Consider the following 19,705-nt stretch of genomic DNA (forward strand, 5'->3'; position numbering starts at 1 on the left):
ACTTCGGTGGGCTTTTTACTATCCAGCTTCCATTCTCTATTTTTCATCTTCTTGCCTGCACTATTTTTGAGCAACTTTTTGTAACCGATAGTCAGTTTGCACTTATTTGGTGAGCAACCTCTCATTATTTCCCTCATTTCAATCCATTACACCCTAAAAACAAAAATTTAACATTTGGCATGATGCTTGCTTTATCTCTTTTGCCTTTTCAAAAAGACAGGGGGATTTATGAAGTACATCATCGCAATTATTAAACCGTTCAAATTAGAAGATGTTCGTGAAGCACTCACTGAATTAGGAATACAAGGGATGACCATCTGTGAAGTCAAAGGTTATGGCAGACAGAAAGGTCACGCGGAACTTTACCGTGGTGCCGAATATGAAGTGAGTTTTCTACCCAAAACCAAAATGGAAATCGCTATCAGTGATGACCTACTGGAACCCGCTCTCGATGCGATTATTCGTACCGCAGATACGGGGAAAGTGGGCGATGGAAAGCTGTTTGTTTTTGAACTTCTACAAGCCGTTCGCATTCGTACCAGCGAATCCGGCGATGACGCACTCTAAGGGAGATAAAGGATGAGACGATTATGGTTACCTGCCGCACTCTTCGCCTTAAGTTATTTCGCACTTCCCGCCTATGCGTCGGAAGTGAATGCCGTTGATAAAGCGGATAATGCTTTTATGTTGATCTGCACGGCGTTGGTATTTTTTATGACCATCCCCGGCATTGCTCTGTTTTATGGCGGATTATTACGCAGTAAAAACGTGTTATCGCTGATCACCCAAGTCATGCTGATTTTTAGTGTGGTGATTATTCTTTGGTTTGTCTTTGGTTACAGCCTCGCCTTCACTGCAGGAAATAAAATCTTTGGGGATGGCTCTTTAACGTTTCTAAGCGCGATGTCCATCGACGATTTATCAGGTTCCATTAATCGGTATATCCATGTTGCCTTCCAAGGCTCATTTGCGGTTATTACCCTCGCATTAATTGTCGGAGCACTAGGGGAGCGCGTGCGTTTCTCTGCACTCCTGATTTTTACCGTGATTTGGTTTACTTTCTCCTATGTGCCTATCGCACATATGGTATGGGCTGAAGGCGGATGGCTGGCCGATGATGGCGCTCTCGATTTTGCAGGCGGCACCGTGGTGCACATTAATGCCGCTGTCGCTGCACTGGTCGGTGCCTATTTGCTGGGTAAACGCAGTGATTACAGCCAAGTGGTGCTCAAGCCCCATAACTTACCAATGGTCTTTATGGGTACCGCAGTCCTGTACATTGGGTGGTTTGGCTTTAACGCAGGTTCCGCAGGCAGTGCCAATAATGTTGCCGCATTGGCGTTTATTAACACGGTGATTGCAACAGCTGGTGCTATCCTTTCATGGACATTCACGGAATGGTTATTGCGAGGAAAACCTTCGATGCTCGGAAGCTGCTCCGGTTGTATCTCTGGATTAGTCGCTATCACGCCAGCAGCAGGTACTGTTAGTCCTATTGGTGCGCTTGTTATTGGTATTGTCGGGGGAATTATTGGGCTTTGGGGTGTTGTCGTCTTAAAGCGTTGGTTAAAAGCCGATGATGTGTGCGATGTTTTTGGTATCCATGGTACCTGCGGTATTGTTGGCTGCATACTCACAGGCGTATTTACCTCGACGCTGTTTGGGGGTCTCGGTTATCGTGACAACGTCACTTTACCCCACCAAGTCTTTGTTCAGCTTGAAAGTATTGTGGTCACCATTGTATGGTCGGGTGTTGTGGCATTTATCGCCTTTAAACTGGCGGATAAGCTAGTTGGTCTGCGGGTTTCCCCAGAAGAAGAGTGCGATGGGTTGGACCTTACCACTCATGGCGAGCGCGCTTATCATCCGTAATTGTCTACTCCCCCTCGATTGAGGGGGGAGTTTGTCAAAAAAAATTCTACTGCCCTAACGTAATAAATAGCCTCTGTGCTTCACGTTCCAGTTCCATCACTTCACGCTGACTATCCATCACATTATCCGTTGCCTCACGCCATTCGCGGCGAACTTCTCGCGGTGTTTTTCCGTAATAGTCGTTTCTATCAATTTCCCTATTTAGGTTTGAAAGTGCATATTCCGCGTCAAATAATGCTTTCTTTGCATCATTAAAGATCAGCCCTTTTTGGTACATAATCTCCATATTTTGCTGCCTATTTACAGACATTAACGGATCACAGCGTTCACGCAGTGTGACATACCCACCCGTTACCGCAGAGTAAAATGCCGTGTTATAGGTACAATAATGTTTCAACATGCCCGCACGAAAACCCGCATCCCACTGCTTTTGGTTAAACTTCAAATTAAACTGTTTGCATTGGTCAAGCTGATAATAGTAACTGTCTGCTGTACTACCCGCTTTCCCTTGCTCATAGCCCGCAGATTGCCAATTAGCTTGATACCCTAAGCAGCGGGATTTTAATGCAGCTTGAGCCACTTTTGCACTTTCCTCTCGCCGTTCTTGCTCCAAGCGATCCGCTTCCATTTGTTTGGCAATTCCCTCTGGGGATGCCGCGCGTTGAGCAGATTCGAAACTAGATTGGCGAGTGCCAATACTGCCGCATCCAGTCAGTAAAATGGTACTAGTGAGAAGACCTATAATCAGTTTATTCATGATGTACACTCACGGATTCATCCGCATGAGGATAGATAAATTCTGGTTATCTAGCTGAATTCGTTCATTCTCTTTTGCTTTTTGCTCACGCACTATTTCAGCGCGTTCTCGTTTGAGTTCACGTAATTCACGTTGACTTGAGTGGGAGTTACCTTTATCACTCGCCTTTTCCAACGTATTAATCCACTCGTCATAACGCTGAATTTGCTGAGGATAGATGTCCAACTGCGATGCGGATTGCGCCCAATTCCATCCCAATTGATATGCTGATGCTAGCTGGTTCTTTTGCTTGGCAGACTTATTCGCGCATTTTTCAACGACATATTGATATTGCGATTTTCCTAATCGATAAGCCTGAAGGTTTGAGCAATAAATGGCTTCACCTTGTCTATAGCCCTTCTTCCATTGGGCTAAATCAAAGCGATAGTCATGTTTGGTGCATAACGTCTGGTAGTAATCCATTGCCTCTTGGTTTGCATAACCTATCGTTGCTGATTGGCTGGCGAGCGCTTCCCAGCCAGTATTACAGGTCGTGCGTTCTTGCGTGGCAATTTGCATACGTTTTTGCTGCTCTTGCTCTTGAAGATAATTTTCCCACGCCGAGCATCCTGTTAGTGACGCCATCACCAATATCAATAGACTGCGACTTAAATCCATTAAATTTTCCTATTTTACAATCACATAAACCAGATGGTGAATGGCAATGCTAGGTATTGCCCGAAGGTAAATGTGGCATCAGCAACGGTGGCAAAGGGTGAGAGCAAAACCGCTTTTCTGTTTTGAGATTCAAGCTTTTTCGGATCTTTCGCCATTGTGATATTTAAAATATAAGGAAATGGTTGCTTTAGTGAGGTCATCTTCACAGATTTCACGGCTGGCGTAATGTCATACACTCGGTTATCGCCATTACCAATGACTGCATAGAAACACGGTTTTGTGCCATAAATCAGAAAGTTTGTTTTCTGCTTTTTCAATATCGCGCTTTGTTCTTCTAAAATATTTTTGGGCGTGTCGTCTCTGAAGCACATGATTAGTGTCAGATCTTTTAAGATAGGAGGATTATTCGGCTTACCATCACTATTGACTAGCTCATAAGCCCAACTACCCCATCCACCATCTTCTCTATAGAGTAAATAGATATTATTCCGAACCTCGGGGGTATTGATGATGTACTCTAATCGTGCATTAATTTTAGTGATAAAGTAGTATTTCTCTGCGATCACTAAAATCTCTTTTTTCTTCGGATCGATAGAGAAACCAATAATATTATCTTCCACTTTAACTTGTTCAGTGGCTTTAAATGCTCCTGTAGATTCAACAACTTTATCGCTAAATACATTCCGTTTTATGGGGTCATGACTACCACAAGCGGATAAAAAGCTAATAATAATAAACACCATTCCTAGTCTTTTCTTTATCTTCATCGCTTCATTCCCTGTTTAAGAAACAATTCAATGTAGTATATGATTTAAAGCTAAATCACCAACTCTTAGTTAGTTTAATGAATGCTTTTCAGACAAATGGAAGCTCAAAAAATAAGGCCCCATATATAAAATATGGAGCCTTATTAAAGAATTAGTTTTTTAATCGATGCTAACTAAGCAATGCCGTTCTCTAAGCAATACTGCGCTTCATAAAGTCACGCGGGCGGAAGCCTAACACATACAGCGCCACAAAGTAGCTACCAGCTCCCACAATCACTACACCCATCAAACGTAACATACGCATCAGCATATTGCCGTCTTGCCACGGTGGCATAAAGTGCAGCACACCAAATAGCACCACGACCATCACCGCCAAGGCAACAAACAATTTAACGAGGAAACCACGCCAGCCCGCTAGCGGTTGGAAAATATCTTGCTTGCGTAATTGCCAATACAGAACACCCGCGTTAAAACACGCCGCCAGCCCAATAGACAGCGCTAAGCCCGCATGTTGTAGAGGTCCAATAAAGGCTAAGTTCATTAACTGAGTCAGGATCAAAGTGACTATCGCAATTCTGACCGGAGTACGAATATCTTGGCGAGAATAGAAGCCTGGTGCCAAGATTTTCACTAAGATCATTCCCGTTAACCCCACACAATAGGCCATTAATGCATACTGAGTCATCAAGGAGTCGTGAGCGGTAAATTTGTCATATTGGAAAAGTGAAACCGTTAAAGCTTCAGACAGTATCGCTAGCCCTACCGCACATGGCAGTGCCAGTAACAAACATAAACGTAATCCCCAATCCATTAAATGGCGATATTCTTGGTGATTTCCGCTAGTAAAACTTTTAGAGAGTGATGGTAGCAGGATGGTACCCAGCGCGACGCCAAGCACTCCTGAAGGTAACTCCATTAATCGGTCTGCATAATACATCCAAGATACCGAACCTGATTGCAGGAACGAGGCGAAAATCGTGTTAATAATTAATGAAATTTGCGCGACGGAAACCCCGATAATTGCCGGGCCCATCATCTTCATCACTCGCCAAACGCCACTATCGTGGAACGATAAACGCGGTAACACCAACATACCGATTTTCTTTAAATGCGGTAATTGGTAACCCAATTGCAGCACACCACCAACAAGAACCGCCCAAGCCAGAGACATAATCGGCGGGTCAAAATACGGCGCAGCAAATGCTGCAAAGAAAATCATACTGACGTTTAATAGCGTCGGTGCAAACGCCGGTACCGAAAAGCGGTTCCACGTATTAAGGATCGCACCCGCTAATGATGCCAATGAGATCAAGAAAATATAGGGGAACGTCACACGCAATAAATCTGTTGTTAGCGCAAACTTATCTGCATCCGTGGTAAAACCCGGCGCCGTCACATAAATGACCCACGGCGCAGCAAACATGCCGACAACCGTCACAATCGCTAATGCTAACGTTAGCATTCCCGAAATATAGGCCACAAACGTGCGCGTGGCTTCTTCGCCTTGCTGGTTTTTATATTCGGCAAGAATGGGAACAAACGCTTGAGAAAACGCCCCTTCCGCAAAAATTCGACGTAATAAATTAGGGAGTTTGAAGGCAACAAAGAAGGCATCGGAAGCCGCTCCTGCACCGAATACACGGGCAATAATGGCGTCACGAATGAAACCTAAAACCCGTGACATCATCGTCATCGAGCTGACTGCCGCTAAAGATTTTAATAAATTCATGATTGCTAGACTAAAAGAAGACAATCGCAGCAGTTTAACAGCGGATGGCAAGACTGACTACGATTGAAGAGTAAATGTTTAGGCTTTGGTCGACTTCCATTCATTGTCGGTTAAGGCCGTTAAGACGTGGTCGCGCCATTCTCCATTTATTTCGAGATACTGCTTCGCATAACCTTCACGTTCAAAACCAAGGCGAGTGAGCAAACTTCCGCTGCGCATATTATGGGGCATATAGTTTGCCATGATGCGATGCATGCCTTGGTGTTTTTGCATGTAACGAACAATTTGGGTTAAAGCTTCGTACATCAGCCCTTGCCCCTGCCATTTTTCACCCAGCGAGTAGCCCAGATAGCACGCGTGGAATGAGCCGCGTAAAATATTGCTAAAATTCGCGACGCCAATCACTTCGTTTTCATCTTTATCCAATAAAAGGAAATGAAACGCACTGCCTTGGCGATGCATTTCGCTCATGGCATGCAGGCGGTTGTTCCAGCCTGAAGGATTAAAATGGGAGCTATCACGGGTGGGTTCCCATGGCGTCAGGAATTCTTTATTTAAGCTGTAATAGTCTGCAAGTCGGTAATTATCTCGCTCATAGGCTAAACGGATAATCATTCTGTCAGTCATTAGACGCACTTTGGGTTCATTTGAACGATAACCAAACATCGTTAGCCCTTAATTAGTAGTGTTACCAGTCTTACTTTCGATGCTTGAATTATAACTTAAATTTATCACTTAACTAATTCAATTCTCTCTATAATTAAGTCATTTTTTGAGCGGTTGGTTTTGTTTTATTTCATGTGTCCGTAAAAAACACACGATTGATGTTTACAGATAAACCCTAGATACTCCTATTTCGTGCTTTTGACCTTAAGCTAGAGCATTAGAAATACATAAACTAATAATACTTCAGGAACCTCCGATGTCCCGATTATATTTCGCTTTAATCTTGACCTTATTCTCTCATTCCGTCATTGCACAGATTTCATCGTCCGTTGGATTCAAAAATATCACTATCGATAAAGACAGCGAAAGACCGCTAAATGTTGCTATCTGGTACCCCACTCCGCCCAATAACAACTCAATAAAAGTCAGTGATAATGCTGCTTTTTACGGAATAGATGTTATAAATGATGGATCACCCTCTGATATTAAATCTCCATTAGTTATTCTTTCTCATGGCTATGCGGGAAGTTGGAATAACTTAAGTTGGCTAGCGAGCGAGCTTGTTAATAAAGGATATATTGTTGCCGCCCCTAACCATCCGGGTACAACAACATTTAATCTAGACAGCCAGCAAGCCAAACAACTGTGGGAACGTCCCAGAGATCTCAGCCGAGTTATCGATTACTTAACGTTAGACCCTTTATTTAAGAAGCGCATCGATAACAACAATATTATTGCTATCGGGCATTCTTTAGGTGGTTGGACAGTCGTTGCTTTAGCGGGTGGAAGGTTTGATACCCAGCTATTTCAAGAAGATTGTATTGAACACGCCATCCTAGCCGCTTGCAAATTATCATCAACTTTAGACCTGAATAATCCTGCATTAAATAACAACATGGCAGACCCTAGAATCACCACCGTTATATCCTTAGATGCCGGTTTATTAAGAGGATTTTCTCAAGAAAGCTTGGCGAAAATTCAAACTCCCACATTGATTATTGCAGCTGGTATCGATATTGGTGATATGCCCGCTAAATTAGAGTCAGGTTACTTACATAAATATATCCCCAAAAATACGTCATCTTATATTGAGCTCCCTGACACTATGCATTTTAGCTTTATGCAATTATGTAAACCTGGTGCAGTTGCCTTATTGGATGCAGAGTATGCTGGCGAAGGAATTATTTGTAAGGATGGAAACAAGAGAAATAGAAGTGATGCACACAAGGAAATGACCGAGCTTATTTCTAAATTTATGATGAACAACATGCGTAAATAGGTGTTGGAGCTGGTGTCAAGCCTTTGTAGCACGCCATAGGTGTCATAAAAAAACCATAAAAATCAATTCATTAAATCCACTCAAAGAATTCTATGTTACCTTAGGCTAATATAAGCCTAAGGTAACAATCACGATATTAACTAAAATTTTGCTTCCAAACCAAGCCTAAACGTTCTTCCAGGGATAGGCATATAAATCACAGTTCCTGGGTCAAATGCATAGCGATTAGTTAGGTTATCAATATTGAAATTCACATGAATATTTTTCGAAACATGATATTGGCCTAACAAATCAAATGTAGTGGTTGAGTACAGCTTAGTTACTGGGGCAGCAGCGGTTCCCGCTAGCCACTCATGAGGGTAATCTTTGCCAGAGTTATAACGAACTCGTAAACCTGTTTGTAGTTTTTGATCAAACATTTTCACACCAACAATTCCGGTCACAACCTTTTTCGGTGGGATCCGTGAAGGTGATAACCCCCAAGCAAACCCAACAGAATTACATGCGGTTGGGAGACGACCTAACTCCATTTCATCTCTTGAACATAACTCAGAATTGTTATAAAAAGTCGCATCGAATGAACCAAATGCGTAATTAGAATCGTATTTCAGTTCAATTTCATAACCTGAGAGTTTAAAGCTGTCATAGTTTTTCATCACCACATATGGAGAATAAACTCCCGTTGGGTTTACACCTTGAGAAAGATACCCTTTAATATCATTATTAAAATAAGCCACACGTAATTCAGTATTATCTTCATCAAATATAAGATTTTCTTTTTCTACATTCATCCCAACTTCAAATGATTTAGCATGCTCTGGTTTTAATGGAACATCCGGAGAATACGAATAGGTTTGTCCTGATACAGTGCTCTCGAATAAACTCGGTTCTCTATAGCTATCAGAATATTTTGTATAAATATCAAATTCGTCAGTTACATGAAAACGCAGTTCACCCATTAAATCATTTTTCGGACCGTAGATAATACTTTTACCTAAAACATGGTCATCAACATCGAAAGCGTGAATACGCCACCCGACTAAAGTACTCACCCATTCCCCTTGATATGCCATATTGGTAAAGACGGATTTATTCGTTCCTTTAGCATTACGCGTTACAGGGTCTAATTCCTCACCGGGTATTGTTCCTTCTGGAGTCCAAATCGGTTGATAGGTTTTAGTCAATGGCTTTGATTTTTGTTGCATATATTCCACACCGTAAGTGATATCGATAGGATAATCTGCAAACTCAGACGTATTTTCTAAATTAAAGCCCACTCGCTCATCGGTGTAACGGTGCTGATATTGATTACCATAGTGAGCGGTAACATCATCCGTTGTGCCATTACGTTGTTTAAATTTCCCTTTTGTCCACCATAGGCCTAAGTTCATATCTACCCATAATGAATCGGGTTTATAAGAATAATTTAAAGAGGCAGTATCAATATCTGCGGTACCTAAAGACCACTGTGGCATTTTCCCATCGTATTGATACCAATACGCCGCCAAAACCTCACCCGCTTTTTGTTCATGATGGCGGTAATTTAATTCAATACTTGAGTATGGGTTAAGATAAATATTGGTTTTTAATAATGTTGACTGGCTTTCATAACTAGTATTAACCACTTCTTGCCCTGGCTTAATAGGAGCATCTGTATTTTCGTATTTATGATAACCATTTTTACCAGCGAAGAAGTTCCCTTGTTTTCTATCACTATGTGCCAGTAATATATCAAATTTATCATTTCGATATGCAACCCCTGTCGTGATAGAACCATTATTAAAATGTGAATTTTTAACGCCATTTGAAACACGATACCCAGATTCTCCTTTTTCATCTGAAGCGATAGTTGGGCGTCGGTTATTATTGTAAATATTCCCCTTAAATAAGAAACCAAATTGGTCACCTTGAGGAATAATGCTGTTTGCTGATAATGTTTTTAATTTAACCGTACCTCCGATGGCTCCTCCTGAGAATTTACTCATAGAAGCCCCTTTTTCGATTTCAATTGTATCGATTAAATCCATATCCACATAAGTTCTATCTGTACTTCCTTGGTAACCACGCCATGTATTGGTTGATTGCAAACTGCCATCAATGATAATTGGCACTCGTCCATTCCCTTGCAACCCCCGAATACCAATATCTAATGCACCCGCTTCATTTCGTGCATTATTAACTTGTAATGAAGTTTTATTAGCAAATATATCTGAATTGGTTGTTCCTCTTACGGTAGAAATATCATTGGCGTCTATTTGCTTGCTATTTGACTTTATTTTGCTGGCTGTGACGAGAAGTTTATCTTTTTGAGTCGAGGTATTGGTTTGATTTGCTAAGGCTGTGTTTGTAGAACATATAATAATTAAACTAATTATGTTTTTATTTTGAAATATCATTTAAGTAATGCCTTCATTAATTAATGATGATTAAATAGACGTGACGAAATAGCGTATAAAAAATATGAGGATATATTTTTATACTTTTCAATTTATGCATTTAAAGTAAATTTAAGTGCAATGCCATAGATGTAACTCGTTCGAAAAACCTTATTTATTGGATGGTTACGTATTCATTTCCCTTGCAAATATTAACAAGCCTTGAAATATACAGTAGTGATAATAATTATCAAGATCATAATGAGTATCATTATCATATTGATAATATTGTGACCCTCTAGCGAGCGCAGCCCCCACCTTAAATCCTAAATAGTTCATATTAGAGGCAGGCGGCAAGCAAATGAGTTCCTTGAGCATACACCAGTATGTGACGAGGGCGAGCGAGAGCAGCTAACGCTGCTACAACTTGATATATGACGAAAAAAATTTTCTAAATAGTTCGAGTTGTAGTAAGGCGGCAAGTGAACGAGTTCCTTGGAGCATACATCAGTATGTGACGAGGGCGAGCGAGCGCAGCCAACACCCCTATAATGGGAAATATGACGGATTTATCGATAAAAAAATATCATGGTCAACACCCCATCATTCCCTCCAAACTCCTGATACTATTAATAAGAATCATTCCTTCCGTTACTACTTTTTTATGGTGTTTCATGGCACAGGTATCACGGGCAAGAAGCCTCGGCAAATATTTCCTTTTACTCGATAATATGCTGGTTGTTCTTGGCTTTTTCGTGGTTTTCCCTTTAATTTCAATTCGCTTTGTTGAGCAGCTTGGCTGGGCAGCTGTGGTGGTTGGGTTTGCCCTTGGGCTTCGCCAGTTTGTGCAGCAAGGATTTGGGATTTTTGGGGGTGCGATTGCCGACCGATTTGGTGCAAAACCGTTAATTATTATTGGGATGCTGTTGCGTGCCGCGGGTTTTGTGTTGATGGCTTTGGCTTATGACCCTTGGGTATTATGGCTTTCTTGTATATTGTCTGCCCTTGGCGGCACCTTGTTTGACCCTCCTCGTACTGCATTAGTGATTAAATTGACCCGCCCTTATGAGCGTGGGCGTTTTTACTCATTATTATTTATGCAGGATAGCGCCGGAGCGGTGATTGGGGCATTAATTGGTAGCTGGCTTTTACAGTATGACTTCCACTATGTTTGCTGGGCAGGCGCGGCAGTGTTTGTGATTGCGGCTCTACTTAATGCTTGGTTACTTCCTGCTTATCGCATTTCCACCATCAAAGCCCCTATTCGAGATGGGATGCGCCGCGTTTTGAAAGACACCCGCTTTGTAACCTATGTGATTACGCTTTCTGGCTACTTTATGCTGTCAGTACAAGTGATGCTGATGTTTCCCATCGCCGTTAACGAATTGGCAGGAACTCCAACGGCGGTGAAATGGATGTACGCCATTGAAGCGGCAATTTCCCTGACACTGCTTTATCCAATTGCCCGTTGGAGCGAAAAACATTTCCGCTTAGAACAACGTTTGATGGCCGGGCTATTTTTAATGAGCCTGAGCATGTTCCCTATTGGTATGACTGCATCGGTCAATATACTGTTTGTGTTGATTGGCATTTTCTATTTAGGCACTATCACCGCGGATCCTGCTCGTGAAACCCTGAGCGCTTCCCTTGCCGACCCTCGTGCCCGTGGTAGCTATATGGGCTTTAGTCGACTCGGTCTTGCGCTAGGCGGTGCAGTTGGCTATACCGGTGGCGGTTGGATGTACGATATTGGGCATCAATGGAATATACCTCAGCTTCCTTGGTTCTTGCTCGGCACTATTGGTTTTATCACCTTGTGGGCGCTTCATCGCCAATTTAACCGTAAAAAAATTGAAACAGTCATGTTGAGCGGGCAGTAATACGTTACACTTGGGTTATTACTGTATAAAGGAGTGATTATGAAAAACATTTTCTTGGCATCTATCTTTGGATTGCTATTTATTCTCACGGGTTGCGACAAATTAACCGAATTTACTATCAGTGAATCACAAATTAACAGTTACCTTGCGACCAAGGTTAAGTACGAAAATAATATCGGTATTACTGGGTTTGCAGATGCGGATATCACCTTGCATAACTTGCAATCAGAAATTGGTCGTAGCGAACCGGGCATTATTGCATTAAAAGGCGAAGCCACTGTCACAATGAATTCACTGCTTGGTGCTGCGGCAGCCGATATTGCACTGACCTTAACCGCGCGCCCTGTTTTTGATGCACAAACAGGCTCTATCTATTTGAAAGAGCTGAAAATTACCCAATATAAAATTACACCCGAAAATATGGAGACCGCCATTTCCGTGGTGATCCCGTATTTAAATAGCTCCCTTGAGACCTTCTTCGCGACTCAGCCTGTCTATGTGCTCAACCCGGATAACAGCGCCGCAGAAGCGACCGCGAAAAAACTCGCTAAAGGTTTAGAAATCAAACCGGGTAAATTAGTTATTCCAATGGTTGATTAATTGACCATAAATATTTTTGATTGATAAATTGATAATCTAAAAATGAAAAAAGCAACCTTTGTGATAGGTTGCTTTTTTATTGGAATGCCATTTATCTTTAATACTAAAAAGTCACTCGTAATAACTCGTTTTGTATTCAAAATCGAATTTTTCTACCCGTCCATCACTGTATGTCACCACACTGGTACATACAGTTGGGTTTTTATGGGAATCATAATGCGTGCATTTTTGAGTAGTTTCGACAAACGGTTGCTGATTTTTCGTCGTATGAAACAGAATTTTAGTGACTAAGCCATTAGTGAAAAAGTATTCGTTTTTTGTATTAATGACTTCGTTTTCATTGAAATACGTCGTTTCTATCGGTAAAAAATGTTCACCATAAACAAACGTCGCTATCTCTTTCTTCCCTTGAATGATCTTATTAACAAGGCCATCACGGTAATAATATTTCCAATCTTGCAGATCTCCGGTTTGTAAATTACACATCTTATCAATGCTATAACCTTTGAACTTTTTCTTCTCAGTCAAGAAATAAAGCTGCTTAAATTTTCTGACAATCACAAACGCTATTCCACTGTCTCGATTGTAATAACTTAAATTATTGAGACAGCCGTGGAGATTAAAGGACACAGTCACTCTTTTGTTAAGCCCTTTTTCATCGTTCATGATTTGCGTTAATTCTTTTACTTTTCCGTAAAGCGGATCAAATTGAAATTCAGTGCTGTAATTGACCATGCGTTTACTGTAGCTAGGCAAATCATTATCCACTTGTGCCAGTGCTAACGGTGAAATAAAGAGTAATATCAAGCTGTGAAGTTTTGTCGAGGTCATCGTGTCCATCCTTTTAACCTATGACGAGAAAAGACGGTTCAGCGCCCGTCTTCCCCCAATCACTAGTTCTTAAGTGACAGCGTCACTTACTCATCATCACTCTCTGAGTCAGATTCTAACTCATCGCGCAATGCAATCACGGCATCACGGGTAATTTGCGCTAATGTACGGTAAAACGGCGTTGTCGCATGGGCCTCAACTTTTCCCAGAAATGCGCCATACCAGCTCAGAATATGGCTGTCGAATAGCTCTTCCTGCGCGGCGGTTTCGTCTTCAGCGGCTTGGTCTTCTAGCCATGATGCGGCTAACAGTAACGCACCAAATGCATCCGCTGGGGCATCGGTTAAGGTCATTCCACGGGTCACAAGGAATTCGCGAATTTCCGCTTCAGTGATTTCTTCATCATAGCGATGAGCAAAAGGTGGAACCGTGGGTTCACTACCAAACATTGCTTGATAATCCGCCGTGATAGCCTTGTGATCCACGGCCTTCGCCATTCTTGCCCACAGCTCATCTTGCTCTAACGGCCATGAGGCTTTGAGCTTATCTTGCGCAATCATATCGATAAGTGGCTTCACAAGCGCATCGTCCGGAGAGCGTTGAAATAAGGTACCTAAAATGCGGCAGACGATTGAGAATTCATTCATGGGTTTCTTCCTGTTGACGATTTTCCTGCAATCACTTTTTCGTGATCATGATGCGATGCAGTATACCTGAAAAAACAGAAAACCCACGCTTTGAGAAATCGAGATAAGACATCAATGATGAATAGTGACTATTTCTTAAAAAATCAGACATCTGATAACTGAAGCATCCTCAAAATAATTCGCGCTGTGGCTAGGCGTCAAACGAGGTTATCTCGGGGAGCATACAAAAGTATGTGACCCGAGTGACCGAGAGCAGACAACAACGCCACAGCGTGAAGTATGAAGAGGATTTAGTAGCCTTGGGCTAAATTGACTATCCCCTCTGGCTGCTCACCCCTTTCAATCCGCTGAATATTACTCGCAATCATATCCATCGCTTCATTCGGCAACGTAAACGCCGCAACGTGTGGCGTAATGGCGATACGTGGATGTGTCCAGAATGGGTGCATGTGTGGCAGTGGCTCAGTGGCAAAAACATCGAGAGAGGCCCCTGCAACTTGCCCTTTTTCTAACGCTTCCAACAAGTCTTGCTCGATTAAGTGAGCACCTCTAGCAAGGTTGATGATGTAAGCATTTGGTTCTAGCTGGCTGAATAATTGATGATTAAGAATACCGACCGTTTCTGGCGTGCTTGGTAGCAAGTTCACAATCACGCGGGTTCCTGACAAGAAATCCGCTAACTGCTCTTGCCCATAGTAACTTTTCACATTTGGAATTTGCTTTTCAGAGCGGCTCCATGTTCTGACTTTAAGGCCAAAACTGGCTAAGCGTTTTGCCACTGCTTGACCTAACGCCCCTGCGCCCATCACACCGACCACAAACTGGTCATGGGTGTAAGCTGGCAGTTGTTTCCATTGACGTTGGGATTGCAATTGACGGTATTCATCCATGCGACGGAAGTAATACAGCACTTTTGCGGCGGCATACTCTTCCATTTGGATGGCCATACCCGTGTCTTCTAAGCGCATGAGCGGAACACCCGCGGGTAATGTTCCCGGATTATCATGCTCTTGCTTTAGAATGGCATCCACCCCCGCGCCTAACGCAAAAATCCCTTTTAGATCTTGGCGACCCGCAAGGCACTCATAAGGAGGAAGCCATACCATGGCATAATCTGCCTGTTGGGTATCTCCCGGCTTCCATTGGCGAATATTGGCTTGAGGCAATCGAGCACGCATGCCATCAATCCACTGATTGGCATCAAAAAATGGATGGTAAAATAAAATATTCATGGCAACTCCTTATAGGTTTCCACCAGAGTGTGCGTAATAGTGTTTATTTTCAAGTCAACACTACGCATTTGTCACCATAACATAAGGATTTTGTTAAGGAGTTAACGAAATTTAGATTAATCTCTTGAAGTTTAAATAAACAATTTTCTGTTAATTTCTCATCAACAATAATCGTTTAAGATTAGAGAGTAACCAAATTGGTTTTTATTTAGCTAAACGATAGAAAAAAGTAGATTTTTATTTAATTGGGAGTTGACGGAAGGCGCTCTTTTCCCTATAGTAGCGCCCCGTTGAAGGACAAGTTATTTATAACAATTCTACAACCACAATTTAGAAAAACGGTGAGGTGTCCGAGAGGCTGAAGGAGCACGCCTGGAAAGTGTGTATACGGCAACGTATCGAGGGTTCGAATCCCTCCCTCACCGCCATTTCTAATCTAAGTTATTCTTCCTTAAGTAATTTCTCGTTTATCTTCCCAGAACCATCGATCTTATCAATCCCAACACCTTGTGAATGATATTCACGACTGATTTCTTCCCATAACTCTGCGTTTTCTACACCTGCTGCTTTTGGATCAAACACCGGATCAACGCCTAATTTGGTTTGTCTTTCAAAGTCACGTAATGCTCTCAATGCAGGTTTCGACAAGAAAACAATCGCAATCAAGTTCAAGTAGCTCATGCTGCCGAAGCCGATATCACCCAGCCCCCACATAATACTGACTGATTGCACGCTTCCCATAAACACAATCACCAAGAAGACAAATTTCAAAATCAGCTTAAGCACAGGGTATTTCAGCTTACGGTCAAGGTAAACAATGGTGGTTTCTGCAATATAGTAGTAAGCCATGAGCGTTGTGAAGGCGAACAAGAATACTGCGATAGAAACAAACCCCGCACCCGCCGATGTAAATACCGTAGAAACGGCCATTTGTGTCCATGCTGTTCCTGCCGCCACACCCGGTACATATTCCACAAGCGCGGTCGCTGAGCCATCAGGGAATACGTTGTACATATTGGTAACTAAGATCATCAATCCGGAGGCCGTACACACCACCACCGTGTCGATATAAATAGAAAATGCTTGGATGAGCCCCTGTTTGACCGGATGGCTCACTTCTGCGGCTGCAGAACTGAACGTCGCTTCACCTGCCCCTGCTACGTTTGAGAACACAGCACGGCGCACGCCCCAAGACACCGCAGTTCCTACGATCCCACCGAATACCGCATCCATTCCCATCGCACTGCGGAAAATTAAGCTAAACATACCCGGTACGCTATCCCAGTGACTGCCCAGAATAATCACCATCATCACGATATAGGCTAATGCCATGATAGGAACGATTTTATCAGCCGCACTAGCAATACGTTTCACGCCACCAAAAATCAGCCACGCCATTAATACCGTCACTAATGCGCCTGTTGCCATTGGTGGAATATTAAATGCCGTTTGGAATGAATCCGCGATAGTATTGGCTTGAATACCCGGCACCAACACACCGTAAGATAAACAGATCACAGCCGCAACAAAGATAGCAAAAGGCTTTAATTTCAATCCTTTTTCAATATAGTACGGCGAACCACCACGATATTGGTCATCTGAGCGCTGCTTATAAATTTGCGCCAGTGTGGATTCAATAAAGGCACTCGCGCCTCCGAGTAAGCCCATAACCACCATCCAGAAAATTGCACCGGGGCCACCTGCTGCAATCGCGGTTGCGACACCTGCGATGTTACCGACCCCAACACGCCCCGATAATGCTAAACAGAAGGCTTGGAATGAGGAGATCCCGTCTTTTGATGCTTTATTTTCTTTTAATAAACAGACCATTTTGACGATGTAACGGAACTGAACACCGCGTGTTGCTAATGTGAAATAGAGACCGACACCCAGAGATAAGAATACGAGAGCATTACCCCAGATGTAACCAACGATGGTATTAACGATGGCTTCCATATGTACTCCTCGACGATTGTAATTGTATTTGTGTATTTGCAAGGGTCGAAACCTGAACCCCGCAAGGTTCAGGTCAATGTCATTTTACTGATTGATAAACCAGATAACTTTCGTTTGGGTGTATTGCTCAAAGGCTTCTAAGCCGTTGTCTTTTCCACCAAAACCTGACTGACGGAAACCACCAAATGGCGTGGTGATATTACCTTCGCTAAATCCGTTGACAGACACCGTCCCCGCATTGATACGACGTGCAATATTCATCACTCGATGGACATTTTGGCTATAAAACGATGCAGCCAATCCGTAGTGAGTGTCATTGGCTAAATTGACCGCCTCGTCATCGGTTTTAAACGATGTGACGGCTAAAATGGGACCAAAAACTTCATGTCGAAAGAGAGACATTTCTGGCGTAACGGCATCAAAGATAGTCGGTTCGATATACCATCCTGAGCCGAGATCACTGCGTATTTTTCCTCCTGTCACCAATTTTCCACCCTCTTTGACGGTGGTATCTAAAAACGATTTCACTTTCTCAAAATGCGCCTGTTCAATCATTGGACCAATAGAGACACCCGCATCGCGAGGATCGCCCACTTGCCATGTTGATGCTGCAGCCGTTAACTTTTCAAGCAACGACTTTTTGACATTTTCATGCACAATTAAACGGGAACCGCAGCTACAGTTTTCGCTCATATTCCAGAACGCAGCCGCCATAATATGTGGAATAGCCGCATCTAAGTCCGCATCCTCAAACACCACTTGCGGGCTTTTTCCACCACATTCCAAAACAATCTCTTTTAGGTTACTTTCAGCGGAGTATTTCAAGAATAAACGCCCCACTTCCGTTGAACCGGTAAACGACACTACGTCCACATCAGGATGACGCCCTAAGGCTTCCCCGACTTTCTCACCCAGTCCACACACTAAACTTAACGCACCTTTAGGGACGCCAGCTTCATAAGCCAGTTCCACCATGCGGTAGGCACTTAAGGAAGTTAACTCTGCAGGCTTCACAATCACCGAGTTTCCGACAGCCAAGGCCGGTGCCACTTTCCATGCAAACATTTGAGCAGGGAAATTCCACGGTAAAACTGCCCCCACAACGCCAATCGGCTCATGAACAATCAGTCCCATTTCTTGGCGACCCGTTGGGGCAATTTTGCCGAACAGTTTGTCGATGGCTTCCGCATACCAATAAAAAGTTTCGACGGTGGCGGGCAAGTCAGTATTCAAACATTCTGTAATCGGTTTTCCCGCATCCACGCAATCTAATGCTGCCAGCTCTTCACTGTGTTTTTCAATGAGTTGTGCCCAGCGCAGCATCACTTGCTTACGCTCTTGAGGGGATAATCCACTCCAGCACCCTTCTTCAAAGGTTTCACGAGCAATATTCACGGCTGCATGGACATCTTGCGCGCTGCCATCGGCAATATAACCAATCGTACTATTATCGATAGGCGTATAATTTTTGAGTTTGGCGCTACCACTTTGGTAGTCAGCAATTAAATTACCCGCCCACAGTTGGCTCTGTTTCGCTCGTTCAAATATTTGCTCTTTGGTGATCAACATAGTCAACCTCCCTACGGCTTGATCAACGCAAGAAACTCATGACGTTCTTGCTGGCTAATATTTGACAGAGGCAAACGAACTGGCCCCACGTTAAAGGTGCCTTTTAAGCAACCCGCTTTGGCTTTTTGGTTATAATTACCTGACTCCATTGAATAAATAGCAGGATAAATCTCTTGCATGATCTGCTTAGCCTTCGCCCAATCTCCTTTTTGTGCGGCATTAAAAATCGCCACTTGCTCCGCAGGGAAAACGTTGCCCGCACCCGCAATCCAACTTTTCGAGCCCCAGAAGAAAAAGTCCACAGGTTGGTCATCACAACCGCAAATGACTTCGAAGTTTTTAAATGGCGTTTGTAGCAAATGCAGAGCACGGCTAAAGCTCCCACTGCTCTCTTTGATAGCGACGATATTGTCGATTTCAGCTAATTTCACCACGGTATCCAGTTCAATTTCGATACCGATACGGGCTGGGAAGTTGTACATAATGATTGGTAGCGAGGTGGATTTCGCCACTTTTTCATAGTGGGCATAAACCCCATTTTGGTCAGGTAAGCTGTACGGAGGTGGCGACAGCATCAGCCCTTCGTAGCCCAGTTCTTTCGCTTGTGCTGCGCGTTTAATTGCGCCCTCGGTAGATAAGTCATTAATCCCTGCGATCAGCGTCACACGCCCTTTGGCGATTTTACTGACTGTGGTTAATACAGTTTTGCGTTCATCTTCATTTAACGCGTAATATTCACCCGTGGTGCCGCAGACAACTAACCCTGTCACACCACTGGCAATCAGTTTTTCGGTTAACTCTGCTAACGCCGTGATATTCAATGAAAGATCATCATGAAACGGAGTGACTAACGGAACAAGGATGCCATGGAAATTCATTATAATTCTC

General features: G+C 43.0%; 14 protein-coding genes, 1 tRNA gene and 2 pseudogenes. 6 read left to right on the plus strand and 11 right to left on the minus strand.

The features are described from left to right. Nucleotides 1-228 precede the first annotated feature (228 nt). Together GKR74_RS13090 and amtB are read left to right on the plus strand one after the other, a co-directional pair. Nucleotides 229-567 carry a P-II family nitrogen regulator gene (locus GKR74_RS13090; RefSeq protein ID WP_036954549.1) on the plus strand — a complete coding sequence of 113 codons (339 nt, stop codon included), beginning with the start codon at nt 229-231 and terminating at the stop codon, nt 565-567. A gap of 12 nt (nt 568-579) precedes the next feature. Continuing rightward, complete coding sequence (gene amtB, locus GKR74_RS13095) at nt 580-1,872, plus strand: ammonium transporter AmtB (protein ID WP_154603913.1); 1,293 nt, start codon at nt 580-582, stop codon at nt 1,870-1,872. A gap of 46 nt (nt 1,873-1,918) precedes the next feature. On the opposite strand, the pseudogene GKR74_RS18110 reads toward amtB, so the two are convergent. The 4 genes and pseudogenes from GKR74_RS18110 to rimJ all read right to left on the minus strand — a co-directional run bounded on the left by GKR74_RS18110 (nt 1,919) and on the right by rimJ (nt 6,448). Then, a pseudogene (locus tag GKR74_RS18110) lies at nt 1,919-3,286 on the minus strand (DUF2799 domain-containing protein). A gap of 20 nt (nt 3,287-3,306) precedes the next feature. Beyond that, nucleotides 3,307-4,053, minus strand: a complete 747-nt coding sequence (locus tag GKR74_RS13110) for a hypothetical protein (RefSeq protein ID WP_154603916.1) — start codon at nt 4,051-4,053, stop codon at nt 3,307-3,309. A gap of 190 nt (nt 4,054-4,243) precedes the next feature. Then, the gene (murJ, locus tag GKR74_RS13115) at nt 4,244-5,782 is read right to left on the minus strand and encodes a murein biosynthesis integral membrane protein MurJ (protein WP_154603917.1); all 1,539 of its coding nucleotides are present in this window, start codon (nt 5,780-5,782) and stop codon (nt 4,244-4,246) included. Nucleotides 5,783-5,860: 78 nt separating this feature from the next. Next, a complete protein-coding gene (gene rimJ / locus GKR74_RS13120) occupies nt 5,861-6,448 on the minus strand; it encodes a ribosomal protein S5-alanine N-acetyltransferase (RefSeq protein WP_154603918.1) in 588 nt (195 codons plus the stop codon). Nucleotides 6,449-6,704: 256 nt separating this feature from the next. On the opposite strand from rimJ, the gene GKR74_RS13125 reads away from it, so the two are divergent. Next, a complete protein-coding gene (locus GKR74_RS13125; RefSeq protein WP_154603919.1) occupies nt 6,705-7,727 on the plus strand; it encodes an alpha/beta hydrolase family protein in 1,023 nt (340 codons plus the stop codon). A gap of 140 nt (nt 7,728-7,867) precedes the next feature. Here the strand turns inward: GKR74_RS13125 and GKR74_RS13130 are convergent, their stop codons facing one another. Beyond that, nucleotides 7,868-10,123, minus strand: a complete 2,256-nt coding sequence (locus GKR74_RS13130) for a TonB-dependent receptor domain-containing protein (protein WP_154603920.1) — start codon at nt 10,121-10,123, stop codon at nt 7,868-7,870. Nucleotides 10,124-10,776: 653 nt separating this feature from the next. On the opposite strand from GKR74_RS13130, the gene mdtH reads away from it, so the two are divergent. Beyond that, the gene (gene mdtH, locus GKR74_RS13135; RefSeq protein WP_154603921.1) at nt 10,777-11,982 is read left to right on the plus strand and encodes a multidrug efflux MFS transporter MdtH; all 1,206 of its coding nucleotides are present in this window, start codon (nt 10,777-10,779) and stop codon (nt 11,980-11,982) included. Between the two features lie 39 nt (nt 11,983-12,021). Next, nucleotides 12,022-12,582, plus strand: a complete 561-nt coding sequence (locus tag GKR74_RS13140) for a lipoprotein (protein WP_154603922.1) — start codon at nt 12,022-12,024, stop codon at nt 12,580-12,582. Nucleotides 12,583-12,618: 36 nt separating this feature from the next. Here the strand turns inward: GKR74_RS13140 and GKR74_RS13145 are convergent. The 3 genes and pseudogenes from GKR74_RS13145 to ghrA form a co-directional block, all read right to left on the minus strand. Next, nucleotides 12,619-13,422 (minus strand): annotated as a pseudogene (locus GKR74_RS13145) (YnfC family lipoprotein). Nucleotides 13,423-13,499: 77 nt separating this feature from the next. Continuing rightward, complete coding sequence (locus GKR74_RS13150; RefSeq protein WP_154603924.1) at nt 13,500-14,060, minus strand: TorD/DmsD family molecular chaperone; 561 nt, start codon at nt 14,058-14,060, stop codon at nt 13,500-13,502. A gap of 290 nt (nt 14,061-14,350) precedes the next feature. Further along, nucleotides 14,351-15,292, minus strand: coding sequence for a glyoxylate/hydroxypyruvate reductase GhrA (gene ghrA, locus GKR74_RS13155; RefSeq protein ID WP_154603925.1), 942 nt, complete (start codon nt 15,290-15,292; stop codon nt 14,351-14,353). 340 nt (nt 15,293-15,632) lie between these two features. Between ghrA and GKR74_RS13160 the strand changes: the two genes are divergently transcribed. After that, a tRNA-Ser gene (locus GKR74_RS13160) sits at nt 15,633-15,720 on the plus strand. A 13-nt stretch (nt 15,721-15,733) separates the two neighbouring features. Here the strand turns inward: GKR74_RS13160 and GKR74_RS13165 are convergent. From GKR74_RS13165 to dapA, 3 genes are all read right to left on the minus strand, one after another. Continuing rightward, entirely contained in the window at nt 15,734-17,248 is a 1,515-nt protein-coding gene (locus tag GKR74_RS13165; RefSeq protein ID WP_154603926.1) for an alanine/glycine:cation symporter family protein, read from the minus strand. An 84-nt stretch (nt 17,249-17,332) separates the two neighbouring features. After that, on the minus strand, nt 17,333-18,817 hold the full coding sequence (locus GKR74_RS13170) for an aldehyde dehydrogenase (RefSeq protein ID WP_154603927.1): 1,485 nt from the start codon (nt 18,815-18,817) through the stop codon (nt 17,333-17,335). Nucleotides 18,818-18,828: 11 nt separating this feature from the next. Next, nucleotides 18,829-19,695, minus strand: a complete 867-nt coding sequence (gene dapA, locus GKR74_RS13175) for a 4-hydroxy-tetrahydrodipicolinate synthase (protein ID WP_132495848.1) — start codon at nt 19,693-19,695, stop codon at nt 18,829-18,831. Nucleotides 19,696-19,705: the final 10 nt, after the last annotated feature.

The organism is Providencia sp. wls1914, assembly GCF_009706645.1.
GTDB classification, from domain to species: Bacteria; Pseudomonadota; Gammaproteobacteria; order Enterobacterales; family Enterobacteriaceae; genus Providencia; species Providencia zhijiangensis.